Source organism: Shewanella sp. SM55, assembly GCF_025654025.1.
Taxonomy (GTDB): Bacteria; Pseudomonadota; Gammaproteobacteria; order Enterobacterales; family Shewanellaceae; genus Shewanella; species Shewanella oncorhynchi.
Genome location: NZ_JAKKRS010000013.1, coordinates 21,930 through 46,932, shown reverse-complemented (window position 1 = coordinate 46,932; position 25,003 = coordinate 21,930). Strand labels below are relative to the sequence as shown.

Below are 25,003 nucleotides of genomic sequence, written 5' to 3'. Positions count from 1 at the left end.
CTATAGGCTTCCAATAAACTTCATCGCAAAGCCAAACACCATAATAAATGGCAGCGGATAAAACAGTTTAAGTATTAATTTGGGGTGCCAAAGTGGTTCGATATCTGCCGAAGGCGGACGATGAGTAGGATTGTCATTCTCTTTAGCGTCAATCGCTTGTGCGCTATATCCATCGACCGTGTTGATGGTGTCGACCTCTTGCACTAGCGGTTTATTCTGATCATTTAGCGAGAGTGACGCGATAAGTGGTTCATTCGATGAGAGTATGTCTAGCTCACGGATATTGGGAAATTGGGTGATTTGCTCTTTGGCAGGAAGATTAAATGTCTGTACAAAGAACATCATAGCTTGAGTGGTATCGGTTAAACTGCCGATGGAGTACACAAGATTATGCAACTTAAGCTCATATTGGTTTCTGTTGTAACTATCGTGGCGCAATAGTAACTCAGTAGATTTCAGTGGTGCTAGGTAGGCTTTTTCGAAGTGATACCCCAAAAATTGTGATTGTACAAAGCGTTGCTGACTTGGATTATCGAGCACTAAATGCTGCTTGAGCGCCCAGAGAATGAGCACTACAGGTAGCAACAATGCCACCATAAACTGGTAAAAAGTCTGCTCACCGCCGTCGAGGGTGATCGTCATGATAAGAGATGCCGAAAGTGGCAATAGTCCCAATAATGCTAACCCTCGACGAACATAATGGCTCTTAGTTGCAAGGCGAAGCTGTTCAGGTAATCCATCAGGATTGATAAATCTTTGAGCTTTTTTAGATAATTGCGAATACTGCATCACTACCTTGCCTTTATGTCGTTGTCTGTTTTAGGTCACTTACGGCAATTTGGAGAGGAACCAACCTTTTGGTGTTTCGACAAATTTGCAACTGACCGAGGCTTGATTATTGGGGCTGGTGATCAGCAGTTTAACTCTTGCTTCTTGGATAGCGCCTTTTTGCCGTTTAAATTCGTCTGCTGTGCTATAGCTCACTCCTTTGGGAGTAATTTCATCCATGGTTCGGTCAACATACCAGCGCTTGTGGGAGCGTTGCAAAATCTCGCCAGCATATTCCTGTTCTTTTTGAGTTGGTGCGTATGGCATAAGAGCGATAAAAGCCGCTAGGTCTTGGGTCTTAATAAAATCGAAAGTACCTAAGCAGCGTTGTGTTAATTCATCGTCTAATTTTTGATTTACTGCTTGCACACATAGCGGCATAAATAAAAGGACGATTATGGATAGAGTTCGGGCGGAGTGGGTTAGTCGCAAAATAAACGTCCTGGTGATGAAAGTGAATCTCGGCTAACAGACAGGCTAAGCGATTGACATCTAATATGTTGTTAGCCTGTTTTTTTCGTCAGTTATTTTTGCGTGTAGAGTTCATCATCACAATCACGCTAAAGTATTAACTTGTTTCTGATTTGTTATTTGATACTGCATTTAGTGTTAACTTGCTCACCAGTATTTCTATGGAGGGTAAATATTAATGCGTGTTTTCAGTTCAGGTTGCTTAGTGGGTTTATTGGCGTTATCGATTGGTACTTTTACGTCGTTGCCGTTACAGGCGGCCGATGAGGAATTATTTACACTGTTTCCTACGGCAAAGTTAAAAGAAGAGCTGACTCGCCACTATGTTGAGTATCCTTTTATTATCAGCGTTGGCGAGAGTAGAGCGGACTTTAGCTTTAAGCCGATATTTGGCCAGTTACAGCAGCAAACATACGAATTAGCACCTGAATATAGTCCTAACCATATACTCGATAATTATCGGGCTCAATTGAAAAAGCTTGGCGGTGAAGTATTATTCGAGTGTCGTCTTGAAACGTGCGGTAATACTCGGATATTGCGAGAGAATATTGCCTTGTTGGATGGCGTGATTGGTGTCGATAATGGTTATTTATTCGCTCGAGTTAAGCATGAGCAGAAAGAGTTTTATACTGCGATACAAACTGCAAGCACGACTAATTCTTATGCAACTATCCATATCACGACCTTAGAAGTTGTGCCTGAACCTTTAGGTTTAGTCACTGCTAATGCGGCATTTTTACAACAAGCACCTAAGCAGATTGAGTTTAATGACAATGTACAAAAGGACACTGAAGGTGCTGAAGATCATCCGTTGCTAAGTCGCTTAAAGGGCGCTGTGATTCATGAATTTAAACGTCAGGGTTTTGCTAGCACAGCTTTCGTATCTGCTATGGATGCTGCCAACAAACCTGTGGTGGTGGAGCGTGCAGGTAAGCTGACTCAGAATGGTTATCAGTTGCCAAAGGAATACTCAAGTTATGAGGTGTTTAGCAACTATAAAGCAGCGCTGACTAAACTCGGCTTCGAGGCGCAATTTGAGTGTAAGGGAGAGGCCTGTGGCCCTGAAAGAAAATTTGTCGAGGCAATTGATTCTTTAGTCAATATTGGTAATGAAGAGAGCCAGTTTTATGGCTGGTATACCTTAACTCGCCCCGAGGGCAATGTGCATGTAAGTACTTATACCATTGGCTTTATTGGCGGCTTATGGACAGAGTTACGGGTATTGGAAGAAACTCAACTTAAGGATGACCGTGTCGGTATCAACCTTGCGGCTTTGACTGATCAAATTGAAGCTAAAGGACATGTCACCCTAGAAGGGCTGTTATTTGAGTACGATAGCGACAAGTTATTACCAGAAGCTCTGCCCGTTGTGGAAGTGCTGGCGAGTTATTTAAGCGCTAACCCAAGCCGCGCATTTTATGTGGTTGGCCACACTGATGACAAAGGCAACCAAGCTTATAACCAAGGTTTGTCACAACGTCGTGCTGTTGCAGTCGTCAAGTTGCTTACCGCAAGTCATGGTATTAAAACTCAACAGCTTGAAGCTGTGGGTATTGGCGAGCATGCGCCCATTGCCAGCAATAATGATGAGGCGGGGCAACAACAGAATCGTCGAGTAGAGTTAGTGCTGAGATCGGATACTAAGTAAACACAATAGCTTGATTCAATAGATATAAAAATGGCGCTCACAGTTAACTAAGTGGGCGCCATTTTTGTTTATCTGTGATCGCTCAGCCGAAAATCTCAGCCAAGCGATATTCACACTAAGATAGTGCCGGGAAGGAGAGCGAGCTGCCAATCCCTAGAGGCAGGCCAAAGCCCCAGTAAGCCAATAAGAAACCGCTCCAAAGTAAAAGAAAACTGATTGAAAATGGCAACATCAGCGCCACTAAGGTGCCGATGCCTGATTCCTTAACGTATTTTTGGCAAAACACCACAATTAACGGAAAGTAAGGCATCAGTGGGGTGATGATATTAGTGGATGAGTCGCCCACTCGGTAAGCGGCTTGAGTCAAATCCGGTGACACACCTAGTTCCATTAACATGGGTACCATAATGGCGCCAATCAATGCCCATTTGGCTGAGGCGGAACCTACTAATAGATTGACGAACGCCGTGAGAAACACAATTCCCACCAAAGTCACACCCATAGGAAGGGCTAATTCCTTTAACGCCAACGCGCCTTTAATGGCCATTAATGCGCCTAAATTGGATTGACCAAAAGCATAAATAAACTGGGCGCAGAAAAAAGCCATGACGATGTAATAACCCATGCCGCTCATGGATTTGCTCATGCCTTGAATAATGGCTCTGTGGTTGTTTGCCGTGCCAGCGGCATAGCCATACACGATGCCGGGAATGAGGAAAAACACAAAAATAATCGCCACAATGGAGCGCATTAATGGCGCTGAAGCACTGGTTAGGGCGCCGTCAGTAGCACGCCAAGCAGAATGTTCACCATAGGCGGTTAATACTAATCCTAATGCACACAACAACATGGCGGCCATGGCGAATTTGAGTCCGCGGCGCTCATGGGGTTGCAGTTCATCTAGGGTTGGGAGCGTGCTGGGATCGCCATTCACCGCAGTGTTTTTTAGGCGCGGCTCGATAACTTTATCCGTTAAGAACCAGCCAACTAAGATAATTAAAATGGCAGAAGTCGAAGTAAAAAAGATGTTATTTAGTGGGTTAATCGTTAATGTCGCGGCCGCGGGGTCGGCTGATAATCTTGCCGCTGCCTGAGTTAAGCCCGCTAGCATAGGATCAAGGCTGGATGGCACGCCAACGGTCGCAGAAAAACCACCGGATACGCCAGCGAAAGCGGCGGCAATACCGGCTAAGGGATGACGACCCGCGGCATAGAAGATCACCGCGCCGAGTGGGATAACGAGTACATAACCCGCATCAACCGCGACATGGCTCAGAATACCCACGGCTATCAATACCGGGGTGAGTAACATCTTGGGGGTAACAGATAAAATGGAGCGCAGCCCTGCATTAATAAAGCCAGTATGTTCAGCAACGCCTAGGCCCAGCATGGCCACAAGCACCACACCTAGCGGCGGGAAAGTCACAAAGGTCGTGACCATCGCCGAGGTAAAAGCGGTTAACGCACCACCATCAAGCATATTGACGACTTGAATCGGGTTACCAGTACGAGGGTCGATTTCATCAAAACTGACACCCGATAATCCCCAAGAGATCAACCAGACTAAGCCCAGAAACATCGCAAATAATACTGCTGGGTCGGGCAGTTTATTGCCGACGACTTCGACGCCATTGAGAAATCGCTGGAATCCAGTGACAGGTTTATGATTTTCCATTTGGGTGCCGCTTCCTAAAAAATGATGATTGTTATCGGTGATTATAAAAACGCAGCATTAATTTAAGCTTGGTTTAACTAATCGATAAGAAATAAAACACATAAAAATCTATCGCAGTGGCTTTAGTGCGGGTGGATTTAATCATCACTAAATCAATTTAGCCGCAAATAAAAAGCGCGGGTTCATGACTGAACCCGCGCTTTTTTATGAAACGATATTTTTGACTAAATAACCGTACCGAACAAATCCGCTACGCGCTTATGCCTTTGGACCTGCATTGCGGATAGCGTCTGACACTTGATACTTAGCGAAGTTTTTAGTGAAAGCTTCGGCCAGCTTCTGGGCGTATTCGGCGTATAGCGCTTTATCGCCCCAAGTGTTGATTGGGTTGAGTAAATTGCTGTCTACACCACTTACTGCCACAGGAACGGCGAGGTTCAAGGTGTCTAAGTGGACGGTTTCCACATCTTTCAACTCACCGCTGACAATCGCATCGACGATGGCGCGGGTGGTTGGGATGTCAAAACGTTTACCTACACCGTGTGGGCCACCAGTCCAACCAGTGTTGACTAAGTACACTTGGCTGCCGAAGGACTCAATGCGCTTCATCAACAGTTCTGCGTACACGCCAGCAGGGCGTGGGAAGAAAGGTGCGCCGAAGCACGTTGAGAAGGTGGATTGAATCGCCGAGGTTGAGCCTATTTCAGTCGAACCCACTTTGGCGGTATAGCCAGATAAGAAGTGGTATGCCGCTTGTTCTTTGGTCAGGATAGAAACCGGTGGTAATACGCCAGATACGTCGCAGGTTAAGAATACAACCGCATGTGGCTCAGCGCCGCAGTTGTCTTCTTTACGTTGGGCGATGTGCTCCAGCGGATACGCTGCGCGGGTATTTTCCGTTAGGCTACTGTCTTTGTAGTTAGGTACGCGGTGTTCGTCCATAACGACGTTTTCAAGCACAGTGCCGAAACGAATCGCATCCCAAATCACGGGCTCATTCTTCTGGCTTAAATCGATACATTTGGCGTAGCAACCGCCTTCGATGTTGAATACGCCGCCGGGTGCCCAGCCGTGTTCATCGTCACCGATAAGGAAGCGTTTTGGATCGGCAGAGAGTGTGGTTTTACCTGTGCCAGATAAACCGAAAAATAGCGTAGTGTCGCCATCTTTACCTACGTTGGCCGAGCAGTGCATTGGGAGCACGCCTTGGGCTGGCAGTAGGAAGTTTTGCACTGAGAACATAGACTTTTTCATTTCGCCGGCGTATTTCAGGCCGGCAAGCAGCACTTTACGTTCGGCGAAGTTTAAAATCACGGTCGCATCTGAGTTAGTGCCATCACGTTCTGGTACGCAAACAAAGTCAGGGGCATTGATGATCTGCCAAACTGGTTTGTCTTTACGATTAAATTCTTCAGGAATAATAAATAGATTGCGGGCGAACAGTTGGTGCCAAGCGTATTGCGTAGTAACTCGTACTGGTTGGTAATGTTCAGTGTCGGCACCGACTTCGAGATCAGATACAAACAGTTCTTTATCGGCTAGGTAAGCTTCAACCCGTGCCCATAAACCTTCAAAAGCACCTGGATCGAAAGCTTGATTGACTGTTCCCCATTCGATGTCAGCTTCTGAACTGGGTTCTCTTACAATGAAACGATCGCCAGGTGAGCGACCGCTGCGAGCGCCTGTTTTAGCGACTAGTGCGCCATTGGCTGTCAATTCACCTTCGCCGCGTAGCAGGGCAAATTCGACAAGTTGTGCTGTTGAGGGGTTAAAGTGAACGCGGTTTAATCCATCCGCCATAGTGAGGTCTCCATTTGATTTGTAAGGTTATTTTAATATCGATCGTCTGCCGATTTAATTTTATTTATCGCCTGAGTCGTGCTAGGTGACAAAGTGAGGCGATTGTAGCCTAAGCCGAGTGCAATGTGTGAGGGGATTATAGGTATGAATAAAAAATGGGCGTCAAATAGGGCGCCCATTTTTTAGGGGGAGTCGTTTTACTGCTGGGTTGTTGATGTTTGACCGTTAGCAAATAAGGTTGCTACGTCTATGGCATCAAAGGTGTATTTAGCGTGGCAATATTCGCAACCCATTTCTATCTTGCCATCTTCGGCCAGTATGGCTTCGATTTCTGCTTGATCTAAGGTTTTGATCGCGCCGGCACTGCGTTCATAGGAACAAGTGCATTTAAAGCTCACATCGATAGGATCAAATAAGCGTACTTCTTCCTGATGATAGAGGCGATGTAACACGCTTTCTGCATCAAGAGTAAATAGCTCTTCGGCCTTGATGGTCGACGTCAGTTGGCTCAAGTGTTCGAAGTCGGCGTTGTGATCTTGCTGGCTTGGCAGAATTTGTAGGAACATGCCCGCCGCTTGTTTGCCGTCGGCAAATAACCAAATTCCCGTAGGTAACTGCTCAGATTGATTGAAGTATTCTTCAACACAGGCAGCAAGTGTTGGCTTGTCCAGTGCGACCACACCTTGGTAGCGTTCACCTTCGTCGGGTGTTAAGGTGATGACCATATAGCCTTGGCCGAAGAGTTCTGTGAGGCTAGCATCATCGGCGAGTTCAGCATTCCAGCGAGCCACACCGCGTAACTCTTGTAAATTGTTACCGTTGATCACCGCTAAAGAAACAGGGCCGTTGCCTTGTAACTGTACGCTGATATCACCGCTAAATTTCAATGTAGCGGTTAATAGTGAGGTGGCTGCCATTAATTCACCCAGTAGCACTTGCAGTACGGCTGGGTATTCTTGGGCGCTGATCACTTGTTGATAGCTGTCTTGTAACTGCACCAGTTCACCGCGCACATCGGCATTATCGAACAAGTAGCGGTGTAAAGTATCTTGGTTCATCGTGTATCTCACTGTTAAAGGTCTTTAAAGCGCATGAGCTGGCGTCGTTGCTTTTTATCTGGTTTCTGATCGGGTATCGGGTTATTGAGCATGTGGAGGCGTCGTTGCTCAGCATTAATGGCCCGTTTAGCCAGACTTGTCGCGGTTTCTTCGTACAATTCTTGTGCAATCGCACCACTTTGGCGTAATTGCGATAATTTTTTTATGACGATCTCTTTATCGTCATATCCTTGGCGTATCTTAAGGACGGCGCCTATCTCGGCATTCCTACTAGATTTGGCACGCTGGCCGTTGTAATGTACTTTGCCGCCGTTAATCATTTCTTTGGCGATGGCACGGGTTTTATAAAAACGTGCAGCCCAAAGCCACTTATCGAGTCGAATGTCTGTTTTATCGCTTTGACCTTGAGTCATAGTGTCTCCAGCTAAAAGATCGATGAGTTCACATGCCGAGCAAGAAAATGCGTGAAGAGCATTTCTATTATGTTAAAGGGTGGCGTGCTTCACACCCTTTTATGGCGGGCAAAGTTAGCATAATTGGCCTATTTTCGCCAATTTGAATGCTGTTATGGGCTTGTTGCCAAATGCTGCCTAGGTTAGCATGAGACGGTAACCGCCTAATTATTATAATCAGAACAGAGACCTGTATCGAGGGTCCACATAAAATATGGATTTATTAGATAAAGTTATCGCAAAAGCCATTGGCATGCCCCATAAGCCCTTAAGCCGGATAGTCTTCTGGTTGGGTTTTATTGTGATCATGTTGTTAGCCGCGCAAATTACATGGAAATTAGTGCCTACTAGCTCATCACCCAGTGCTTGGTCGCCAACGCCCGTTAACCTGACGGGTAAAGGTGCTGGGCAGGTTGATCTTGCGGGTTTACAGCAGCTTGGTCTCTTTGGTAAGGCAGATGCTAAATCTGAAAAGCCAAAAACTGAGGTTGTTGAGACTGTGACCGACGCGCCTAAGACCACACTCTCTATTCAGCTCACTGGCGTTGTTGCATCGACAGCGGATCAGAAAGGCTTAGCAATCATTGAGTCAAACGGCAGCCAAGAGACCTACAGCTTAGGCGATAAAATCAAGGGCACTTCGGCATCACTGAAAGAAGTCTATGCCGACCGTATTATCATCACTAACGCTGGCCGTTACGAGACATTAATGCTCGATGGCTTAGTTTATACTAGCCAAAGCCCAGCCAATCAGCAGTTACAACAAGCTAAGACTAATAAGACTGGCTCGGCAGTGAGCCGTGTTGATCAACGTAAAAATGCCGAAATCTCCCAAGAACTCGCCGAATCCCGCACCGAATTGTTAGCCGACCCTAGTAAGATCACCGATTATATTGCCATTTCACCTGTCAGACAGGGTGACGCTGTGGCGGGATATCGCTTGAATCCAGGGAAAGACGCCAATTTGTTTAAGCAGGCGGGTTTTAAAGCTAACGATTTAGCCAAATCAATTAATGGATACGACTTGACCGTAATGAGTCAAGCGTTAGAAATGATGAGCCAATTACCCGAGTTAACCGAAGTTTCTATTATGGTTGAGCGGGAAGGACAATTGGTTGAAATCATGTTTAGTTTGCCGCAATAACACGCGTTAGAGGAAAGAAAAAGAATGAATAACAAAAGGATTCGACGCAAGCTGATTGCTGGGGTTGTTGCGGGTGCAGCCATGTTCTCCTCCCAATTCGCTTGGTCTGAACAGTATGCGGCCAACTTTAAAGGCACGGATATTCAAGAATTTATCAATATCGTTGGTAAAAACCTGAATAAGACCATCATAGTTGACCCGACAATTCGCGGCAAAATCAACGTTCGCAGTTATGATCTGTTGAACGATGAACAGTATTACCAGTTTTTCCTCAACGTTTTACAAGTTTACGGTTATGCCATCGTTGAGATGGAAAATAACGTTATTAAAGTCATTAAAGACAAAGATGCCAAAACCGCTGCAATTCGAGTCGCTAACGATAACGACCCCGGCCTTGGTGATGAAATGGTGACGCGTATCGTGGCCTTGTATAACACTGAGGCCAAGCAATTAGCGCCGTTATTGCGCCAACTTAATGATAATGCGGGTGGCGGCAACGTAGTGAACTACGACCCTTCCAATGTCTTGATGTTGTCTGGCCGTGCTGCTGTAGTGAACAAGTTAGTCGAAATTATCCGTCGAGTAGATAAGCAAGGCGATACCTCGGTGCAAGTCGTGCCGTTAGAATTTGCTTCTGCGGGTGAAATGGTACGAATTATCGATACCCTTTATCGTGCTACCGCTAACCAATCCCAATTGCCAGGCCAAGCGCCAAAAGTGGTTGCTGACGAACGTATCAATGCCGTGGTCGTGAGCGGTGATGAGAAGAGCCGCCAACGTGTGGTCGAGCTTATCCGTCGTCTCGATGCCGAACAAGCCAGCACAGGTAACACAAAAGTTCGTTATCTACGTTATGCCAAAGCAGAAGATTTAGTTGAAGTGCTGACCGGTTTTGCCCAAAAGTTGGAAGGCGAGAAAGATCCGAGCGCTCAGGCTGCAGGTGGTAAACGCCGTAATGAAATCAATATCATGGCGCATACTGAAACCAACGCCTTAGTGATCAGTGCTGAACCCGATCAGATGCGCACTATCGAGAGCGTGATTAATCAACTCGACATCCGCCGTGCTCAGGTACTCGTAGAAGCCATTATCGTGGAAGTCGCCGAAGGCGATAGCGTCGGCTTTGGGGTCCAATGGGCCGCGAAAGCGGGTGGTGGTACTCAGTTTAATAACTTAGGCCCAACCATAGGTGAAATTGGTGCAGGTGTATGGCAGGCGCAAGATCAAGAAGGGACATTCATCACTAACCCGAGCACTGGTCAGGTGATAGGTCAAAACCCGAGTACTAAGGGAGATGTGACGCTACTCGCCCAAGCCTTAGGTAAAGTGAACGGTATGGCTTGGGGCGTGGCCATGGGCGACTTTGGTGCCTTAATTCAAGCAGTGTCGAGTGACACTAACTCAAACGTACTGGCAACGCCTTCTATTACGACCTTAGATAACCAAGAGGCCTCGTTTATTGTGGGTGACGAAGTGCCTATTCTGACAGGTTCTACCGCCAGCTCGAGCAACAGTAACCCATTCCAAACCGTTGAGCGTAAAGAGGTTGGGGTTAAACTGAAAGTGGTGCCACAGATCAACGAAGGCAGCTCTGTTAAGCTGACGATTGAACAGGAAGTTTCTGGGGTTAACGGTAATACAGGCGTGGATATTTCCTTCGCGACTCGTCGGTTAACCACTACCGTTATGGCGGATTCTGGTCAAATTGTGGTACTCGGTGGTTTGATCAACGAAGAAGTACAAGAAAGTATACAAAAAGTACCTTTCTTGGGTGATATTCCCATTCTAGGACATTTGTTTAAATCTTCTTCGAGCAAAAAAACGAAGAAAAACCTCATGATCTTCATCAAGCCAACGATCATACGTGATGGCATCACGATGGAAGGGATTGCTGGGCGTAAATATAATTATTTCAGAGCATTACAGCTTGAGCAGCAAGAGCGTGGCGTGAACTTAATGCCAAATACTCAAGTGCCAGTGTTGGAAGAATGGAATCAGTCTGAGTATTTACCTCCTGAAGTTAACGAGATTTTAGAGCGTTATAAAGAAGGTAAAGGCTTAGATACTCAGATGCGTAAAACGGATCCAACGCTCAAAACGCTCGATGAAAACAAAAACAAAGATAAAACCAATGAGTGAAATTCAACTATCCCAAGTCGATGACCTCAGCCAAGTCTCTAATGAGCTAGGCCTTGAAGCTGAAGGTGATGAGGTCTTTCGTTCGAGCAGTAAAGAGCGTTTACCTTTTGCCTTCGCACACCGCCACGATGTGGTGCTCGCGCTGGGTGAAACGGGCGAGTTAAGCTTGTTCTATACGAGTAAAACACCCTTAACGGCTATGCTCGAAGCGCGGCGTTATTCGGGTGTTGATTTGCCTTTGGTTAAGCTCGAAGTGGCAAAGTTTGAGGCCAAACTCACTCAAGCATATCAGGCGAACTCGTCTGAAGCGCAGCAGTTGATGGAAGACATAGGCAACGAGATGGATTTATTCACCCTTGCCGAAGAGCTGCCGCAGACCGAAGACTTGCTCGAAGGTGATGATGATGCGCCTATCATCAAACTGATTAATGCCTTGTTATCTGAAGCGATTAAAGAAGAAGCGTCGGATATCCATATCGAAACCTACGAGAAACAGCTTGTAGTGCGGTTCCGTATCGATGGTGTACTTAAGGAAGTGCTCAAGCCAAACCGTAAACTGTCGTCGCTGTTAGTGTCGCGGATTAAGGTTATGGCTCGCCTCGATATCGCCGAAAAACGTGTGCCACAGGATGGCCGTATTTCGCTGCGAATCGCAGGTCGTGCGGTAGATGTGCGGGTATCGACCATGCCATCGAGCCACGGTGAACGTGTTGTACTGCGTCTGCTGGATAAAAATACTGGCAACCTCGATTTAGAACAATTGGGGATGACCGACAGTATTCGCGTTAAGTTTGAAGATCTTATTCGTCGTCCTCACGGGATCATTTTGGTGACTGGCCCAACGGGCTCGGGTAAAAGTACCACTCTGTATGCGGGTTTGACGGAGATCAACTCTAAAGACACCAACATACTCACAGTAGAAGACCCTATCGAATACGAGTTAGACGGTATTGGTCAGACCCAAGTTAACACTAAGGCCGACATGACCTTTGCTCGTGGTCTGCGCGCTATTTTGCGTCAAGACCCCGATGTCGTGATGATAGGCGAGATCCGTGACCTCGAAACCGCGCAAATTGCGGTGCAAGCGTCACTCACTGGTCACATGGTGATTTCAACCCTGCATACCAACACAGCGTCTGGCGCGATTACACGTTTGCAAGACATGGGCGTAGAGCCTTTCCTCGTGTCTTCAAGTTTACTCGGCGTGTTGGCTCAACGTTTGATCCGAACCCTTTGTCCTAAATGTAAAATCGAGCATGTGCCCGATGCGCGTGAGCGTGAGTTGCTGGGCATAGCTGCCGATGACGACAGACGTATTTTCCGTGCTAATGGCTGTAAATCCTGTGGTAACAATGGCTACCGTGGTCGAACCGGTATTCATGAGCTATTACTGGTTGACGATAATGTGCGTGAATTGATCCATGGCGGCCGCGGTGAGTTAGCCATCGAAAAGTATATTCGTCAGTTTGTACCGAGCATTCGTCACGATGGCATGAGCAAAGTGCTCGCGGGCATCACCACTCTCGAAGAAGTGCTACGTGTGACTCGCGAGGAGTAATTTATGCCAGCATTTGAATATAAGGCACTGGATGCCAAGGGAAAGCAGCTTAAGGGCGTGATTGAGGCGGATACCGCCAGACACGCCCGCAGCCAACTGCGCGATCAGCGCATGATGCCCTTGGAAATACTGCCGGTTACTGAAAAAGAAGCCAAAGCTAAGAGCAGCAGTTTTTCGTTTTTCAAACGTGGCATTTCAGTTGCTGAATTAGCTTTGATCACCCGCCAAATTGCGACCTTAGTGGCCGCGGGTTTACCGATTGAAGAATCCCTTAAAGCCGTTGGTCAGCAGTGCGAGAAAGATCGTCTCGCGAGCATGATTATGGCGGTACGTTCTCGGGTGGTGGAAGGTTATAGTCTGGCCGATTCCTTGGCTGAATTTCCGCATATTTTCGATGATTTATACCGTGCCATGGTGGCCTCGGGTGAAAAATCAGGTCACTTAGAAGTGGTGCTTAATCGGTTAGCAGATTACACAGAGCGACGCCAACAGCTTAAATCTAAGCTGACCCAAGCCATGATTTATCCCGCGGTTTTGACCACAGTGGCGATAGGGGTGATTTCAATCCTGCTAGCAGCGGTTGTGCCTAAAGTGGTCGGACAGTTTGAGCACATGGGCGCTGAGCTTCCCGCCTCGACCCGATTTTTGATCTCGGCCTCTGACTTTGTTCAAAACTATGGTGTGTTTGTGGTCATCGCCTTAGTGCTGCTGTTCGCACTCTTTCGGCGCATGTTAAAGTCACCTGCGTTTCGGATGAAGTACGATAATTTTTTATTGAGCATGCCGGTTGTTGGCCGCGTGAGTAAGGGATTAAATACGGCGCGTTTTGCTCGGACGTTAAGTATCTTATCCGCCAGTTCAGTGCCTTTGCTCGATGGTATGCGTATTGCGAGTGAAGTGTTGCAGAATATGCGAGTGCGCGCCGCAGTTGACGATGCGACCGCACGCGTGCGGGAAGGAACTAGCTTAGGTGCAGCGTTGACTAATACTAAGTTGTTTCCGGCTATGATGTTATACATGATTGCGTCGGGCGAGAAGAGTGGTCAACTTGAGCAGATGTTAGAGCGGGCCGCCGATAACCAAGACAGGGAATTCGAAGGTAACGTCAACATAGCATTGGGTGTATTCGAGCCTATGCTGGTGGTCAGTATGGCGTGTGTTGTGCTCTTTATCGTGATGGCAATTTTGCAGCCAATTTTAGCCTTGAATAACTTGATTAGCGGTTAATTTTTGAATTTATGGATTATGACCAAGTCGATTGGCATAGGATTTTTTAGGAGAAGTAGTCGATGCAAATGAACAAGAAACATCAAGGTTTTACCTTACTCGAAGTGATGGTTGTTATCGTGATTTTAGGGATTTTAGCCTCTATGGTTGTGCCTAACTTGATGGGTAACAAAGATAAGGCTGACCAACAAAAAGCCGTGTCTGACATAGTTGCACTCGAAAATGCCTTAGATATGTATAAGTTAGATAACGGTGTTTATCCATCGACCGAACAAGGCTTAGAAGCATTAGTGCAAAAGCCTACGATTTCGCCTGAGCCACGTAACTACCGTGAAGATGGTTATGTAAAACGTTTGCCAGAAGATCCATGGCGCAATAACTACCTGTTGTTAAGCCCTGGCGAAAACGGCAAGTTAGATATTTTCAGTGCAGGCCCCGATGGTCAACCAGGTACCGAAGATGACATCGGTAACTGGAATTTACAGAATTTCCAATAAGATGCTAAAGCTGCGTCACGCTGGTTTCACCTTAATGGAGGTGATGCTAGTGATTTTGTTGATGGGGCTCACGGCTGCGGCTGTGACTATGTCTATCGGCAATTCTGGGCCGCAACAGGCCTTAGATAGAACGGCGCGGCAGTTTATTGCGGCCACTGAAATGGTGCTTGATGAAACCGTTTTAAGTGGCCAGTTTATTGGTATTGTGATTGAGAAAACCAGTTATCAGTTTGTTTTTTATAAAGAAGGTAAGTGGGAGCCTTTGGATAAAGACAGACTTTTATCTGAAAAGCAAATGGAGCCTGGGGTTGTACTGAACTTAGTGCTCGATGGTTTACCTTTGGTACAAGAGGATGAGAAAGACGATTCTTGGTTTGAAGAACCGCTGATTGAACCCTCTGCCGATGATAAGAAGAAACACCCTGAGCCACAGGTCATGCTATTCCCGAGCGGTGAAATGAGCGCTTTTGAGCTGACGTTTATCGCTAAAACTAACAAAGGCCAGCAGGCCGAAACGTTAGTGGTCGGTGATGCGCTGGGCAGATTAACCATAGGGCGCCCCGATGAAACGCGTTAAGGGCATGACCTTACTCGAAGTGATTGTTGCCCTTGCCGTATTTTCGATTGCGGCCGTGTCTATCACTAAAAGTTTGGGCGAGCAGATGGCAAACATGCCGATTCTGGAATCGCGCACTTTGGCACAATGGGTGGCTGATAATCAGATGGTCGATGCCAGACTTGATCCACAGTTTCCTGAAATCGGTAAAAAAGAAGGTCAAGTTGAGCTCGCAGGAAAGGATTGGTATTGGCGTAAAGAAGTGGTGAAAACGACGGACGATAATTTTCGTATGATCCGCATAAGTGTGAGTGAAGACGAACGCTATCAGCGTATTGCCGCACAAGTGAGCAGTTATGTCCTTAAAACTAACTAGTGCGCAGCGGGGATTCACCCTGCTGGAAATGCTGATCGCCATCGCGATTTTCGCCATGATAGGTTTGGCTTCTAATGCGGTACTCAGCACTGTGCTGACTAACGATGAAGTGACGCGCGCGTTTTCAACTCGGCTTAAAGCTCTACAACAAGGCTTTGGTGCGATTGAGCGTGATCTCGCCCAAATGGTGGCGCGCACGCCAAGATTACTCGAAGGTGGTCGAGGTTCGACCGTCTTCCAAACGGGCAATGATATCTTAGATTCGGAATCAGAAGCCTTAGTGTTTTACCGTTTAGGTTGGTTAAATCCCGACGGTTTATTACCGCGAGGCAGCTTGCAGTCGGTGGCGTATGTGGTGCATGAAGGGCGGCTGGAACGCTGGTATTTTCCTTATCCTGAGCCTGAATTTGGCGCCGAGCCGATTAAGACAGTGATTATCGACAAAGTGCTGTCGGTGGAATATTCCTTCTTTATGGAAGACAAGTGGGAGCGCAAAGTCGAGGCGACTAAGTTGCCTAAAGCGATCGCCATGGAGATTGAGATTGAAGGTTTAGGCAAGATCCAACGTAAGTTCTTGTTGCCGCTGGGTGCTGTTGCACCAGAAAAGTCTAAGGATGACGATAATAAAGACGAAAATCCTGACGATACGAACAAAGATAAAGACAAAGATGGAGATGGAGTCGATGATGGCTCGGGGAACGATCCTGGTGACGGTTCTGGTGATCCAGGTGATGGTGACCCTGAAGACGAGGGTCGCGAATGAGAACCCAATATCGGTCTAAACAGCGCGGTGTCGCACTGATAGTTGTGCTCTTGATAGTTGCCATGGTGGTGATCATCGCGACAAATATCACTGGCCGTAATCAGTTATCCATGCGTCGAACGTTGAACTTGGCCCAGTACGATCAAGCCTATTGGTATGCTATTTCTGCCGAAGAACTGGCGAAGAAGATTTTAAAACAAGATTTAGACGACTCGGAAGGTCGGGTCCACAGGCAACAATATTGGGCCATGGCCGATGTTGTGTTTCCGGCGGAATACGGTGAAATTGCTGGCAAGATCACTGATATGCGCGCCTGTTTTAACTTAAATGCCTTGTCTGTGACCACGAAAGAGGTGGAAAACAGTCAACCTAAGCTGCCGCTGGCGGCGAAGCAATATAAGGCCTTGTTGGTGAGTTTAGGGATGGACGACTTTAGTGCGGACCGTCTGACCCAGACCTTAAAAGATTATATCGACGAAGACACCACTGCTAGCCCTTATGGTGCCGAAGATGCGGAATATGAAGCGCGAAATGTGCCTTACCGTGCAGCCAATACGCTGATGAATCATCGCAGTGAATTACGGGCAGTGATGGGATACACCCAAGATATCTATTTGAAACTCTTGCCCTATGTATGCGTTATCCCTGGCAATGACAGGCAATTACTGAATGTGAATACCTTGGAAGTTGAGCAAGCGGCACTGTTGGCTGGCATGCTCGAAAATCAGATTTCGGTAGGCGAAGCAGAAAGTATCATCAACCAACGCCCCAGTGATGGCTTTGCCAAGATAGATGATTTTTATGAAAGCTCATCCATGGGATCGATCAAGTGGGAAGGTGCCATGAAGTCGAGCTTTGTCATCGATAGCCAATATTTTTTATTGGCCTCGGGGGCGAAGGTTGATAACGCCGTATTTAGAATGGAAAGTGTGCTCAAAAAGAGCGGCGGCAATAAAATGGAAGTGCTCACCCGTCAGTTTGGTGGACAAAAATAATGGCAGTGCTCACCCGTCAGGGTTTGATGTTGGTGGCCAAAAATAATGGAAGTGCTCACCCGGCAGAATCTGGTGGACAAAAATAATAGCAACGAGCTCAGTCACGCTTTCTTGACTGGGACTGGTGGAGAAAAACTGTGAGTGAACGGCTATTTATTCGCTTAGGCAGAACAGCAGAGCAAGCGTGCTCTTGGCTCGTTTGGTCGGAGCAAGAACAGGAAATTATCGCCTCTGGCGAGCTCGCCAATGCCCAAGGTTTGTCGACCTTAACCGAGCGTGCGGGCAATCGTCCCGTCGATGTGTTAGTGCCCGCAGCGGCAATGACGCTCACTAGTGTGCATTTGCCCGAAAAAGGTCAACGCCAAGCCTTGAAAGCCTTGCCTTTTATGCTCGAAGAAGCCTTAGCCGATGATGTCGATGCCATGCATTTTACTGTTGGTCCACGTGATGGTGATGCCTTAAGTGTGGTCGCTGTGGCCCATGAGCAAATGCAGACTTGGCTGAGTTGTTTGACCGAAGCGGGTTTAAAAGTGAAGCGCATTGTGCCTGACTGTTTAGCCTTGCCATTGCAAGAGTGCCAATGGGCGGCAATGAATTTTGGCAATGAGCTATTGCTGCGTACCGGATTAGCTTCGGGCCAGAGCTTACCTCTGCCTTGGTTGCCAATTGCGTTAGAACAACTTAAGCCTGCACAGGGCGAAGTCTCTGTCGCCAGTTATACCGAGATGCAACTTGAGGGTGTCGAGCTTAAGCCGCAATCACTTGAGCTACCTATGTTAGTGTTAGCCCGCGGTATTTTGCATGCACCAGTGAACTTACTGAGCGGCGTTTACACGCCGAAGCGTGAATACAGCAAACAGTTGATGATGTGGAAAAGTGCGGCCATCGTTATTGCCATCGCTTGTGTGCTGGCCTTAGTGAATAAAGGGCTGACTATACATCAAGTCAATGGTCAGATTGCCGATCTTAAAGCCCAGAGTGAATCCATTTATCAGCAAGTGATCCCGGGAAATTCGCGCATTGTTAACCTACGTTCGCAGATGGAAAGTCAGTTACGTGCATTGCAGGGACAGGGTAGTGGTGCCGAGTTTTTTGCTATGCTCGATGGTTTACAGGATGCCTTTAAGCAAGTGCCTGAACTTAAACCTAATAGCTTAAGATTCGAAAGCGCTCGTAACGAGATCCGCATGCAAGTGAGTGCGAAAAATTACGCGCAGATCGAGAAGTTTAAAGAGATTGTCGGTCGTCGTTTTCAACTCGATGGCGGCACTATGAATAGCGGTGAAGAGCAAGTCACCAGTACCTTAGCCTTGAGGAGCAAATAAGATGGATAATTTGCGGACTTGGTGGCAAGGGCTCGCATCGCGCGAGCAGCAGTTAGTAGGCTTTTGCTCGGTATTTTTAGTCATTGGTATTTTTTATTGGGGTGTTTGGACGCCGATTGCCAATGCTGAAGCCGATGCATTACGTAACCTCAATGCACAACAACAGACGTTGAACTATGTAAAACAAACGGCGAATAAAATAGCGAGTCTTAAGCAGAACGGTGCTAAGCCAACTACGTCGGGCAGTTTAAGCTCAGTAGTTAACCAAACTGCGGGCAATTATGGGTTAGTGATTACTCGCATGCAGCCCCAAGGCGATAAGATCCAAGTGTGGATGGACGATGTTCCTTTTGATGCCTTGTTAGGTTATTTGAGTGAGTTAGTACAGAAGAAAGGACTTTCACTCGAAAGTGTTGATTTGGCTGAGGCCGATGTACCTGGCTATGTCAAAGTGAGACGTATCCAATTAGCGCAATAAATTAAGGTGTAGCTGTGAGTTTGATAAAAAAAGTCATCATAGGCGTACTGATTTATTTAATATTTTTAGTCGTTCTATTCCCCGCTAAGATTGCGATAGCGTTAGCCCCATTGCCCGCAAATATCAGTGTTTCGGGTGTGAGTGGCAGTATTTGGTCTGGCAGCATAGAAACCTTAAGTATGCCGCAGCGTCAGGTAGAGCAAGTGCGTTGGGATCTGAGTCCTTGGGCGCTATTTTTAGGTAAAGTGAAAGTTGATTTTCAAGTGGGCAGCCGCGCAACACCTGTCAGTGCTAAGGGATTAATTTCTTGGTCTATGGGAGGCTTAAGTGCGCAGGGGCTACGTTTCGAAGCGCCGGATAGTTTTTTACTCGGCAATGCAAAACTGCCCTTTAGAACCGAAATTACCGGTGAAGTCAGTTTGTTGGTTGAGACGTTAGAGCAAGGTAAGCCTTGGTGTGAACAGTTGTCTGGTAAGCTGTTTTTGAATCAAACCAATGTTAAGAATCAGTTTGGTAACTATCCTCTAGGTAATATTGAACTCGGACTGAGTTGTGTCGAAGGCAAAGCGCAATTGGCCACAGATGAAACCAAGAACCAGCTTGGTATTGTTGGTACCTTACAGTTAGATGAAGGCAATATGGTGAAGGTTGAGGCTAAGATTAAAGAAACGGCAGAGCAACCAGAAGATATGCGTGAGTCGCTGAATATTTTAGGTAAGCGTGGTGCGGATGGTTATTTCCCTGTGGTATATCAGGGGCGGATCCCTGGGTTATAGCGCTGTTTTAGATGAGCACTTAAACTTAATGTGAGTGCTCAGATGTGAAGGCCGTAATGCGAGAGTTGTGATTAAACGTTCGCTCCTAAAACACGTTATGAATAGAAACGAAGGCACCTTAGGTGCCTTTTTTATAGTCTTTTTTATCGCGTTAGATCAGTCAGTAGTGAGTGATAGTCGGTAATCGCGGGGAAATCGTGAAAGACTTTGATTGGTTTTTTACTGTCTGGGTTAGCAATCCCCAATTGATGGCCCACGCCAGCAAGTTTAGCGGCCTTGAGTATGGCTTCGCTGTCGTCGATAAAGAGACAGCGACTTGGCTCAAGTTGAAACTTTTCAAACAAGGTGAGCCAGAATTGTGGGTGTTCCTTAGGGTAACCTGTCTCGTGGCTGGAGATCATGGCATCGAGCCCTGCGGCCAGCTCGGTATGTTCAAGCTTTAAGGCAAGACTCTTGGGATGCGCATTGGTCACTAAGATGCGCCGTTTACCCGCAGAGGCCAAGGCCGTTAAAAATGGCATGCTGTCTTGGCGCAGTTGAATACGATCCACTAAAGTGCGGTGCAAGCCCATAATGTCGAGCTGCAGTTGCTCCTGCCAATAATCGAGACAGTACCAATCGAGTGTGCCTACGACTTTCTCATAGGCATTCACAACTAATTGCTGCGCTTCGTTGTGGCTCACACCTTGTTGTCGACTCAATTCCTGCGGTACTAAATTCAGCCAAAAATGATTGTCGAAGTGCAAATCCAATAGGGTGCCATCCATATCGAGCAGAACCGTATCGATAGTCTTCCAGTTAAACATGGGTATTTCCTATTTTTGCAAAACTGAATCACGCTTAGCATTGATTGTTGCACTGCGTAATACTCAGTGATGACGATGATTCGAGTCACTTGTATGCTCAAATCTTTGTGCTAGTCTTGGATGATTAATTATTTTTAGTCTGAAAATTAAGCGGTTGGATATGGATATCTGTTCTTTTGCCCTATTAGCTCAAGTTTCAAACCCCCTTAGTTTACAGCAAGAGTTGAATGCTTTGCTGCAACAAGACTGGTTACCCCATGTAAATCAGCGTGATTATATGGGTGGTTGGGATGTTCTCGTCTTACGCTGTGCAGCAGAGTATCGCGGTGCTCATCCTATCTTGCAAGCCTTCTCAATTTCTACCGGTCAGCACTGGCAAGATTTGCCTCAACTCGAATCGAGCCCTGCGTTATGCCATTTTCTGCAATCTTTAGCCTGCCCAGTGAAATCCGTGCGTTTGATGCGCTTACATGCGGGGGCAGAAATCAAACCCCATAGAGATCAAGGACTCTGCCTAGAACAAGGCGAAGCAAGACTGCATTTGCCACTGCAAACGAATGAGCAACTCAACTTTTACGTGGACGATAAACGTGTACCCATGCAGGCCGGAGAGCTTTGGTATATCAATGCCGACCAAGTCCATTGGGTTGAAAATAAAGGGCAGGATGCGCGGATCAATTTAGTGATTGATTGCGAGGTCAATACTTGGTTAAGGGAGTTAATCGATGCTGCAAAAATCAGAGCTTGAATTAGGGCATAGTTTGGATGTAGCTGTATTAACGCATTTTGCTAATGCGCTACTACTGTCAACCTCAGCAGGGGAGTCTAAACGGCTCATCGATCCCATGTTGAAGCAGTTATGCCAAATAGCGGCAGTGGAGTTACACCCCGAGTCTTTTTTGGATACTGAGGCGAGCCATACGCCTTTTGGTAAGGCGGTGTCACTCACTACCGCGGCGCAGTGTGCCGAAGATCCCGAGCGGGGCCGAGTCTTTATACAAGGGATTTATCAAGCAATACAAGATCGTCTAAAGGCTCATCCCGGGCAGACTGTGAACATCTTATATGCGGGGACGGGGCCTTTTGCTTGGTTATTATTACCTCTGCTGCCGTTATTTTCTGCGAGTCAAATTCAAGTGACCTTGCTCGACATTCATCAAGCCTCGTTAGATAAAGTCACCAAGCTTATTGAACACTTTGATTTAGCTGATCGTGTGGTGGAGCGTGTCTGTGCGGATGCCACGCTTTGGCAGCCAAATACAGTCGTAAAGTTTGATGTGATTCTTTCCGAAACCATGAAGCACTTGTTGCAACAGGAGCCGCAAGTGCAAATTTTTACCCATTTACAGGCGTATCTTGCCGATGATGGTGTGCTCATCCCGCAAAATATTGAGTTAGACGCTTGGCTTGAGTGTCGTACTGTGCAGGATTTTGTGGAGACGCATTATTTAGGGCCGTTATTCGCGCTCAACCTACAAACAGCACGCTTGCTTGCCAGTGGAGACCGCAGTTTCTTGGCTGGTACATTACTATTGCCCGATTTCAGCCCGAGTGCGGTAACGCTTAAGTTCACGACTTCCGTTCAAGTCTATGGTAATTCCACGCTGAGCGAATACCAATCTCAACTCACGTTACCTCGATATCTACGTGAACATTGTCTTAAGCCACTCTCATGCCTTGCTTTTCGATATGAGCAGGGTACTCATCCCGATTTTGTATTTGATGTTATAGAGCAAAAACCTGTGCTTGTGTCGAGTGACGATCTGAGCTGCTTAGGCATTTATCATTTGCAGCGGCTTTGGCAAAAGATACAGCTACGCAAACGGGGAGTGTCATTCACTGAACTGGCTAATGAATGGCACTTAGATAAAACCTTGCTGGATCTTTGTGGAATAGGGCTAGAGCCGGGTCTAAGAGCTTTATATCAAAACGATCATCAGTCAGCTTTTGTCGCTTACATTCAGCAAATAGCCAAGCTAACAGCCGCGGATATTGCAGGGATTAATCAGCAATTAGGCGCTATTTCCCATGGATTAACGCCATCGGTCACAGTACCAGAAGTCGAAGACTTCAATTCAGCGGAGGTTGAAGACTCAAATCCGGCTGCGGTACTCAGTGAGTCACAACTCAATTTTTGGCAAAGTGAAGGCTACTTAGTGATCCCGCAAGTACTCACGGCAGAGCAATGCGCCGCAACTCGAGATTTTATTTGGCAGCAGTTAGGAGCCAATGAACAAGATCCCACCACTTGGTATCAACCTCATGAGTTTATGCAGAAAATCATGCTACAACTGTTTCGCCATCCGCAACTAGATGCGAATCGACAAGTCCCCAAAATCCGTCAAGTGTTTGAACAATTGTGGCAGCGAACTGATTTAGTTATGACAACCGATAGAGTCAGTTTTAATCCACCTGAAACGCCAACTTGGCATTTCCCCGGTCCGGATATGCACTGGGATATGCCGCTACAGCTACCCGTTAAGTTTGCGACGCAAGGGTTAATTTATTTAACCGATACCAGTGCGGAACAAGGCGCATTCTGTTGTGTCCCCGGATTTCATCTCAAGATAGAGGAGTGGCTTCTCGAACAGAACAAGTCCGATATTGAGCTTCAGCAACAGGATTGGCATCGCTGGCAAGTAAAACCTATAGCGGCTAAAGCGGGCGATTTAATCATTTGGCACCATGCCTTGCCCCACGGCGCCAGTCCTAATCGTGGGACGTTACCGCGTATGGTGCAATACATTAACTTTTACCCTATGGCTTCCTAATGGTTGATTTTAAAGAACAACTGCAACGCTATTGGCAATTGTTACATCAACCAGAGTCATTGTTTTTACTGCATCAAGCGAATGATGTTGAGCATTTTATTGCGCTGATGATGGATTTTCTTGCTTGGCCAGAGCTTAATTTGGAACACATGCTCGCATTTATTGCTTTGCAGCAAGATAGCTTTATTCCAGATTTAGATCGCTTCAGTCAAGCCTGGTTCCCTTGTCGTTATCACTCACAACATAAAACGGTGAGTTGGGTTCCGGCATTTCATAGGTTATCTAAACCCTTCTTAGAGGACGATATCAGTGATGCTCGTCGTTGTTTGCTCGCCAGTTTTATCCAACCTAAAACTTTGCTCGAACCCCTATTATCCCAACGCGAAAGTTTGCCTATCGTAAATCCAAGTTTGATGATTTTTCACTGGTCCCGTTGTGGTTCGACACTAGTGTCGAGCAGCTTTGCTCTGCTAGAAACTTACCGAGTGCTCTCTGAACCTATGCTATGCAGCGATGTTATGCATGATGACCATTGGCCTTTGGAACTAAAACCTCAGCTCGTCGATTTATGCTTAAGACTACAGGGGCGATTGAGGCTGGGAGAACGTGAGTTAGTGATCAAGTGGAATGCATGGGATCTGGCCTGCTGGCCCATGTTACTCGAACTTTACCCTAAGAGCCGAGTGTTATGCTTGATACGCAATCCTAAGGATATTATGTTTTCTCATCAAAGAGTTGCAGGGAGACATATGGCTGGAGGGAAAAGTTTACTTCTAACTGAACTGCATATTCAACAGATGAAAAATACGGATACTGAGCCTAGCTTAGATGAATTTCGTACCACCGTTTTACAGTATTTAGCGCAATTATCTGTCGCTTTACATCAATCTTCTCAAGCTATTCTACTGGATTATCGTCAATTAAAAGATTTTAAACCCACAACATTCTCTACCATCTTAGGATGGCCATTATCTGAAGGTGAGATTGAGCGCTGGCAACACCATTGGTGTTTTGATGCGAAACAGCAGGGGCAACTATTTACACCTGTTGTGTCAAATGAGCTCGTCCCACTCCTTGAATTTCAAAGCCCATCGTGGCAGCAATTATTAATGATCTATAACCAACTTTTACAGCGTTTATATTGGGATAAAAAGGCATGATGCTAGGTGAGTTAAATCTACCAATAGGCTTGAGTGTTAAAGCCGCTAATACAAACGATAGCCTATTTATGGCGCAGCTTTTTTATTCCACAAAAACGTTCTTTTATGAACTTGGTTTGCCCTGTGAAGTCGTTGAAACCATGCTGGATCAACAATATCGACTGCAGGAGGCCTCTTATCGGGAACAATATCCAAATGCCAACACTTATATCTTGTTTTATCACCAGCAAGCCGTAGGGAAAGTGATGCTCGATATCAGTGAGTATAAAATCCATATTGTTGATTTAATTATTATACCTGGCATGAGAGGACAAGGTTTTGGCTCGGTCATTTTAGAGGCCATTAAGCAAGAAGCAAGGAAACGCCACTTACCTGTCGGTTTATCTGTTGAGAGCGAAAATACTCAAGCTAAAAAGCTTTATCTACAGCATGGGTTTGAGCTCGAGAGTTGTTCTGGCATCTACGAGTCGATGTTATGGCGTTAAGTGGAGAATGAAAAT

The 25,003-nt window shown here is 46.5% G+C and carries 24 protein-coding genes; 17 read left to right on the top strand and 7 right to left on the bottom strand.

The features are described 5' to 3' along the window. Both L5L91_RS15835 and L5L91_RS15830 read right to left on the bottom strand, forming a co-directional pair. A complete protein-coding gene (locus L5L91_RS15835; protein WP_263183191.1) occupies positions 1-789 on the bottom strand; it encodes a hypothetical protein in 789 nt (262 codons plus the stop codon). A gap of 39 nt (positions 790-828) precedes the next feature. After that, on the bottom strand, positions 829-1,260 hold the full coding sequence (locus L5L91_RS15830; protein WP_263237093.1) for a hypothetical protein: 432 nt from the start codon (positions 1,258-1,260) through the stop codon (positions 829-831). A gap of 217 nt (positions 1,261-1,477) precedes the next feature. Between L5L91_RS15830 and L5L91_RS15825 the strand changes: the two genes are divergently transcribed. After that, positions 1,478-2,947 carry an OmpA family protein gene (locus L5L91_RS15825; protein ID WP_263237091.1) on the top strand — a complete coding sequence of 490 codons (1,470 nt, stop codon included), beginning with the start codon at positions 1,478-1,480 and terminating at the stop codon, positions 2,945-2,947. Positions 2,948-3,062: 115 nt separating this feature from the next. Here the strand turns inward: L5L91_RS15825 and L5L91_RS15820 are convergent, their stop codons facing one another. The 4 genes from L5L91_RS15820 to hslR form a co-directional block, all read right to left on the bottom strand. After that, positions 3,063-4,622, bottom strand: a complete 1,560-nt coding sequence (locus L5L91_RS15820) for an AbgT family transporter (RefSeq protein ID WP_263237089.1) — start codon at positions 4,620-4,622, stop codon at positions 3,063-3,065. Between the two features lie 258 nt (positions 4,623-4,880). Next, complete coding sequence (locus L5L91_RS15815; protein WP_263173766.1) at positions 4,881-6,422, bottom strand: phosphoenolpyruvate carboxykinase; 1,542 nt, start codon at positions 6,420-6,422, stop codon at positions 4,881-4,883. A 197-nt stretch (positions 6,423-6,619) separates the two neighbouring features. Further along, complete coding sequence (gene hslO / locus L5L91_RS15810) at positions 6,620-7,480, bottom strand: Hsp33 family molecular chaperone HslO (RefSeq protein WP_263164041.1); 861 nt, start codon at positions 7,478-7,480, stop codon at positions 6,620-6,622. 14 nt (positions 7,481-7,494) lie between these two features. Next, the gene (hslR, locus tag L5L91_RS15805) at positions 7,495-7,893 is read right to left on the bottom strand and encodes a ribosome-associated heat shock protein Hsp15 (RefSeq protein ID WP_011848177.1); all 399 of its coding nucleotides are present in this window, start codon (positions 7,891-7,893) and stop codon (positions 7,495-7,497) included. A gap of 253 nt (positions 7,894-8,146) precedes the next feature. Between hslR and gspC the strand changes: the two genes are divergently transcribed. From gspC to L5L91_RS15745, 12 genes are all read left to right on the top strand, one after another. Beyond that, positions 8,147-9,076: a type II secretion system protein GspC gene (gspC, locus tag L5L91_RS15800; RefSeq protein ID WP_131525237.1), complete on the top strand. Its 930-nt coding sequence runs from the start codon at positions 8,147-8,149 to the stop codon at positions 9,074-9,076. A 24-nt stretch (positions 9,077-9,100) separates the two neighbouring features. Further along, the gene (gspD, locus tag L5L91_RS15795) at positions 9,101-11,215 is read left to right on the top strand and encodes a type II secretion system secretin GspD (protein ID WP_263192122.1); all 2,115 of its coding nucleotides are present in this window, start codon (positions 9,101-9,103) and stop codon (positions 11,213-11,215) included. Then, complete coding sequence (gene gspE, locus L5L91_RS15790; RefSeq protein WP_105250994.1) at positions 11,208-12,773, top strand: type II secretion system ATPase GspE; 1,566 nt, start codon at positions 11,208-11,210, stop codon at positions 12,771-12,773. Before gspD ends, gspE begins: the two co-directional genes overlap by 8 nt. Positions 12,774-12,776: 3 nt before the next feature. Next, positions 12,777-14,000 carry a type II secretion system inner membrane protein GspF gene (gene gspF, locus L5L91_RS15785; protein ID WP_105250995.1) on the top strand — a complete coding sequence of 408 codons (1,224 nt, stop codon included), beginning with the start codon at positions 12,777-12,779 and terminating at the stop codon, positions 13,998-14,000. A gap of 62 nt (positions 14,001-14,062) precedes the next feature. Beyond that, positions 14,063-14,497: a type II secretion system major pseudopilin GspG gene (gspG, locus tag L5L91_RS15780; protein WP_105250996.1), complete on the top strand. Its 435-nt coding sequence runs from the start codon at positions 14,063-14,065 to the stop codon at positions 14,495-14,497. Position 14,498: 1 nt separating this feature from the next. Next, positions 14,499-15,074: a type II secretion system minor pseudopilin GspH gene (gene gspH / locus L5L91_RS15775; RefSeq protein ID WP_113941577.1), complete on the top strand. Its 576-nt coding sequence runs from the start codon at positions 14,499-14,501 to the stop codon at positions 15,072-15,074. Next, a complete protein-coding gene (gspI, locus tag L5L91_RS15770) occupies positions 15,061-15,429 on the top strand; it encodes a type II secretion system minor pseudopilin GspI (protein WP_105250998.1) in 369 nt (122 codons plus the stop codon). Before gspH ends, gspI begins: the two co-directional genes overlap by 14 nt. Continuing rightward, entirely contained in the window at positions 15,410-16,192 is a 783-nt protein-coding gene (gene gspJ / locus L5L91_RS15765) for a type II secretion system minor pseudopilin GspJ (RefSeq protein WP_105250999.1), read from the top strand. Before gspI ends, gspJ begins: the two co-directional genes overlap by 20 nt. Next, positions 16,189-17,187: a type II secretion system minor pseudopilin GspK gene (gene gspK / locus L5L91_RS15760; RefSeq protein WP_263237086.1), complete on the top strand. Its 999-nt coding sequence runs from the start codon at positions 16,189-16,191 to the stop codon at positions 17,185-17,187. Before gspJ ends, gspK begins: the two co-directional genes overlap by 4 nt. Before the next feature lie 137 nt (positions 17,188-17,324). Beyond that, positions 17,325-18,512 carry a type II secretion system protein GspL gene (gene gspL / locus L5L91_RS15755; RefSeq protein WP_263237084.1) on the top strand — a complete coding sequence of 396 codons (1,188 nt, stop codon included), beginning with the start codon at positions 17,325-17,327 and terminating at the stop codon, positions 18,510-18,512. A gap of 1 nt (position 18,513) precedes the next feature. After that, positions 18,514-18,990 (top strand): type II secretion system protein M, encoded by a 477-nt coding sequence (locus L5L91_RS15750; protein WP_105251002.1) that lies wholly within the window; start codon positions 18,514-18,516, stop codon positions 18,988-18,990. A 14-nt stretch (positions 18,991-19,004) separates the two neighbouring features. After that, on the top strand, positions 19,005-19,766 hold the full coding sequence (locus L5L91_RS15745) for a type II secretion system protein N (RefSeq protein WP_173497004.1): 762 nt from the start codon (positions 19,005-19,007) through the stop codon (positions 19,764-19,766). Between the two features lie 143 nt (positions 19,767-19,909). On the opposite strand, the gene yrfG is transcribed toward L5L91_RS15745, so the two are convergent. Beyond that, a complete protein-coding gene (gene yrfG, locus L5L91_RS15740) occupies positions 19,910-20,572 on the bottom strand; it encodes a GMP/IMP nucleotidase (protein WP_263147052.1) in 663 nt (220 codons plus the stop codon). 160 nt (positions 20,573-20,732) lie between these two features. Here yrfG and L5L91_RS15735 point away from each other — a divergent pair, with 160 nt between their 5' ends. From L5L91_RS15735 to L5L91_RS15720, 4 genes are read left to right on the top strand one after another with little or no spacing between them, the layout of a single operon-like run. Next, on the top strand, positions 20,733-21,320 hold the full coding sequence (locus L5L91_RS15735; protein WP_173242591.1) for an aspartyl/asparaginyl beta-hydroxylase domain-containing protein: 588 nt from the start codon (positions 20,733-20,735) through the stop codon (positions 21,318-21,320). After that, positions 21,298-23,343 (top strand): phytanoyl-CoA dioxygenase family protein, encoded by a 2,046-nt coding sequence (locus L5L91_RS15730; protein ID WP_263237082.1) that lies wholly within the window; start codon positions 21,298-21,300, stop codon positions 23,341-23,343. The genes L5L91_RS15735 and L5L91_RS15730 overlap by 23 nt, the downstream gene beginning before the upstream one ends. Beyond that, complete coding sequence (locus L5L91_RS15725; RefSeq protein WP_263237081.1) at positions 23,343-24,503, top strand: hypothetical protein; 1,161 nt, start codon at positions 23,343-23,345, stop codon at positions 24,501-24,503. Before L5L91_RS15730 ends, L5L91_RS15725 begins: the two co-directional genes overlap by 1 nt. Further along, positions 24,500-24,988, top strand: a complete 489-nt coding sequence (locus L5L91_RS15720) for a GNAT family N-acetyltransferase (protein ID WP_263237079.1) — start codon at positions 24,500-24,502, stop codon at positions 24,986-24,988. The genes L5L91_RS15725 and L5L91_RS15720 overlap by 4 nt, the downstream gene beginning before the upstream one ends. Positions 24,989-25,003 lie beyond the last annotated feature (15 nt).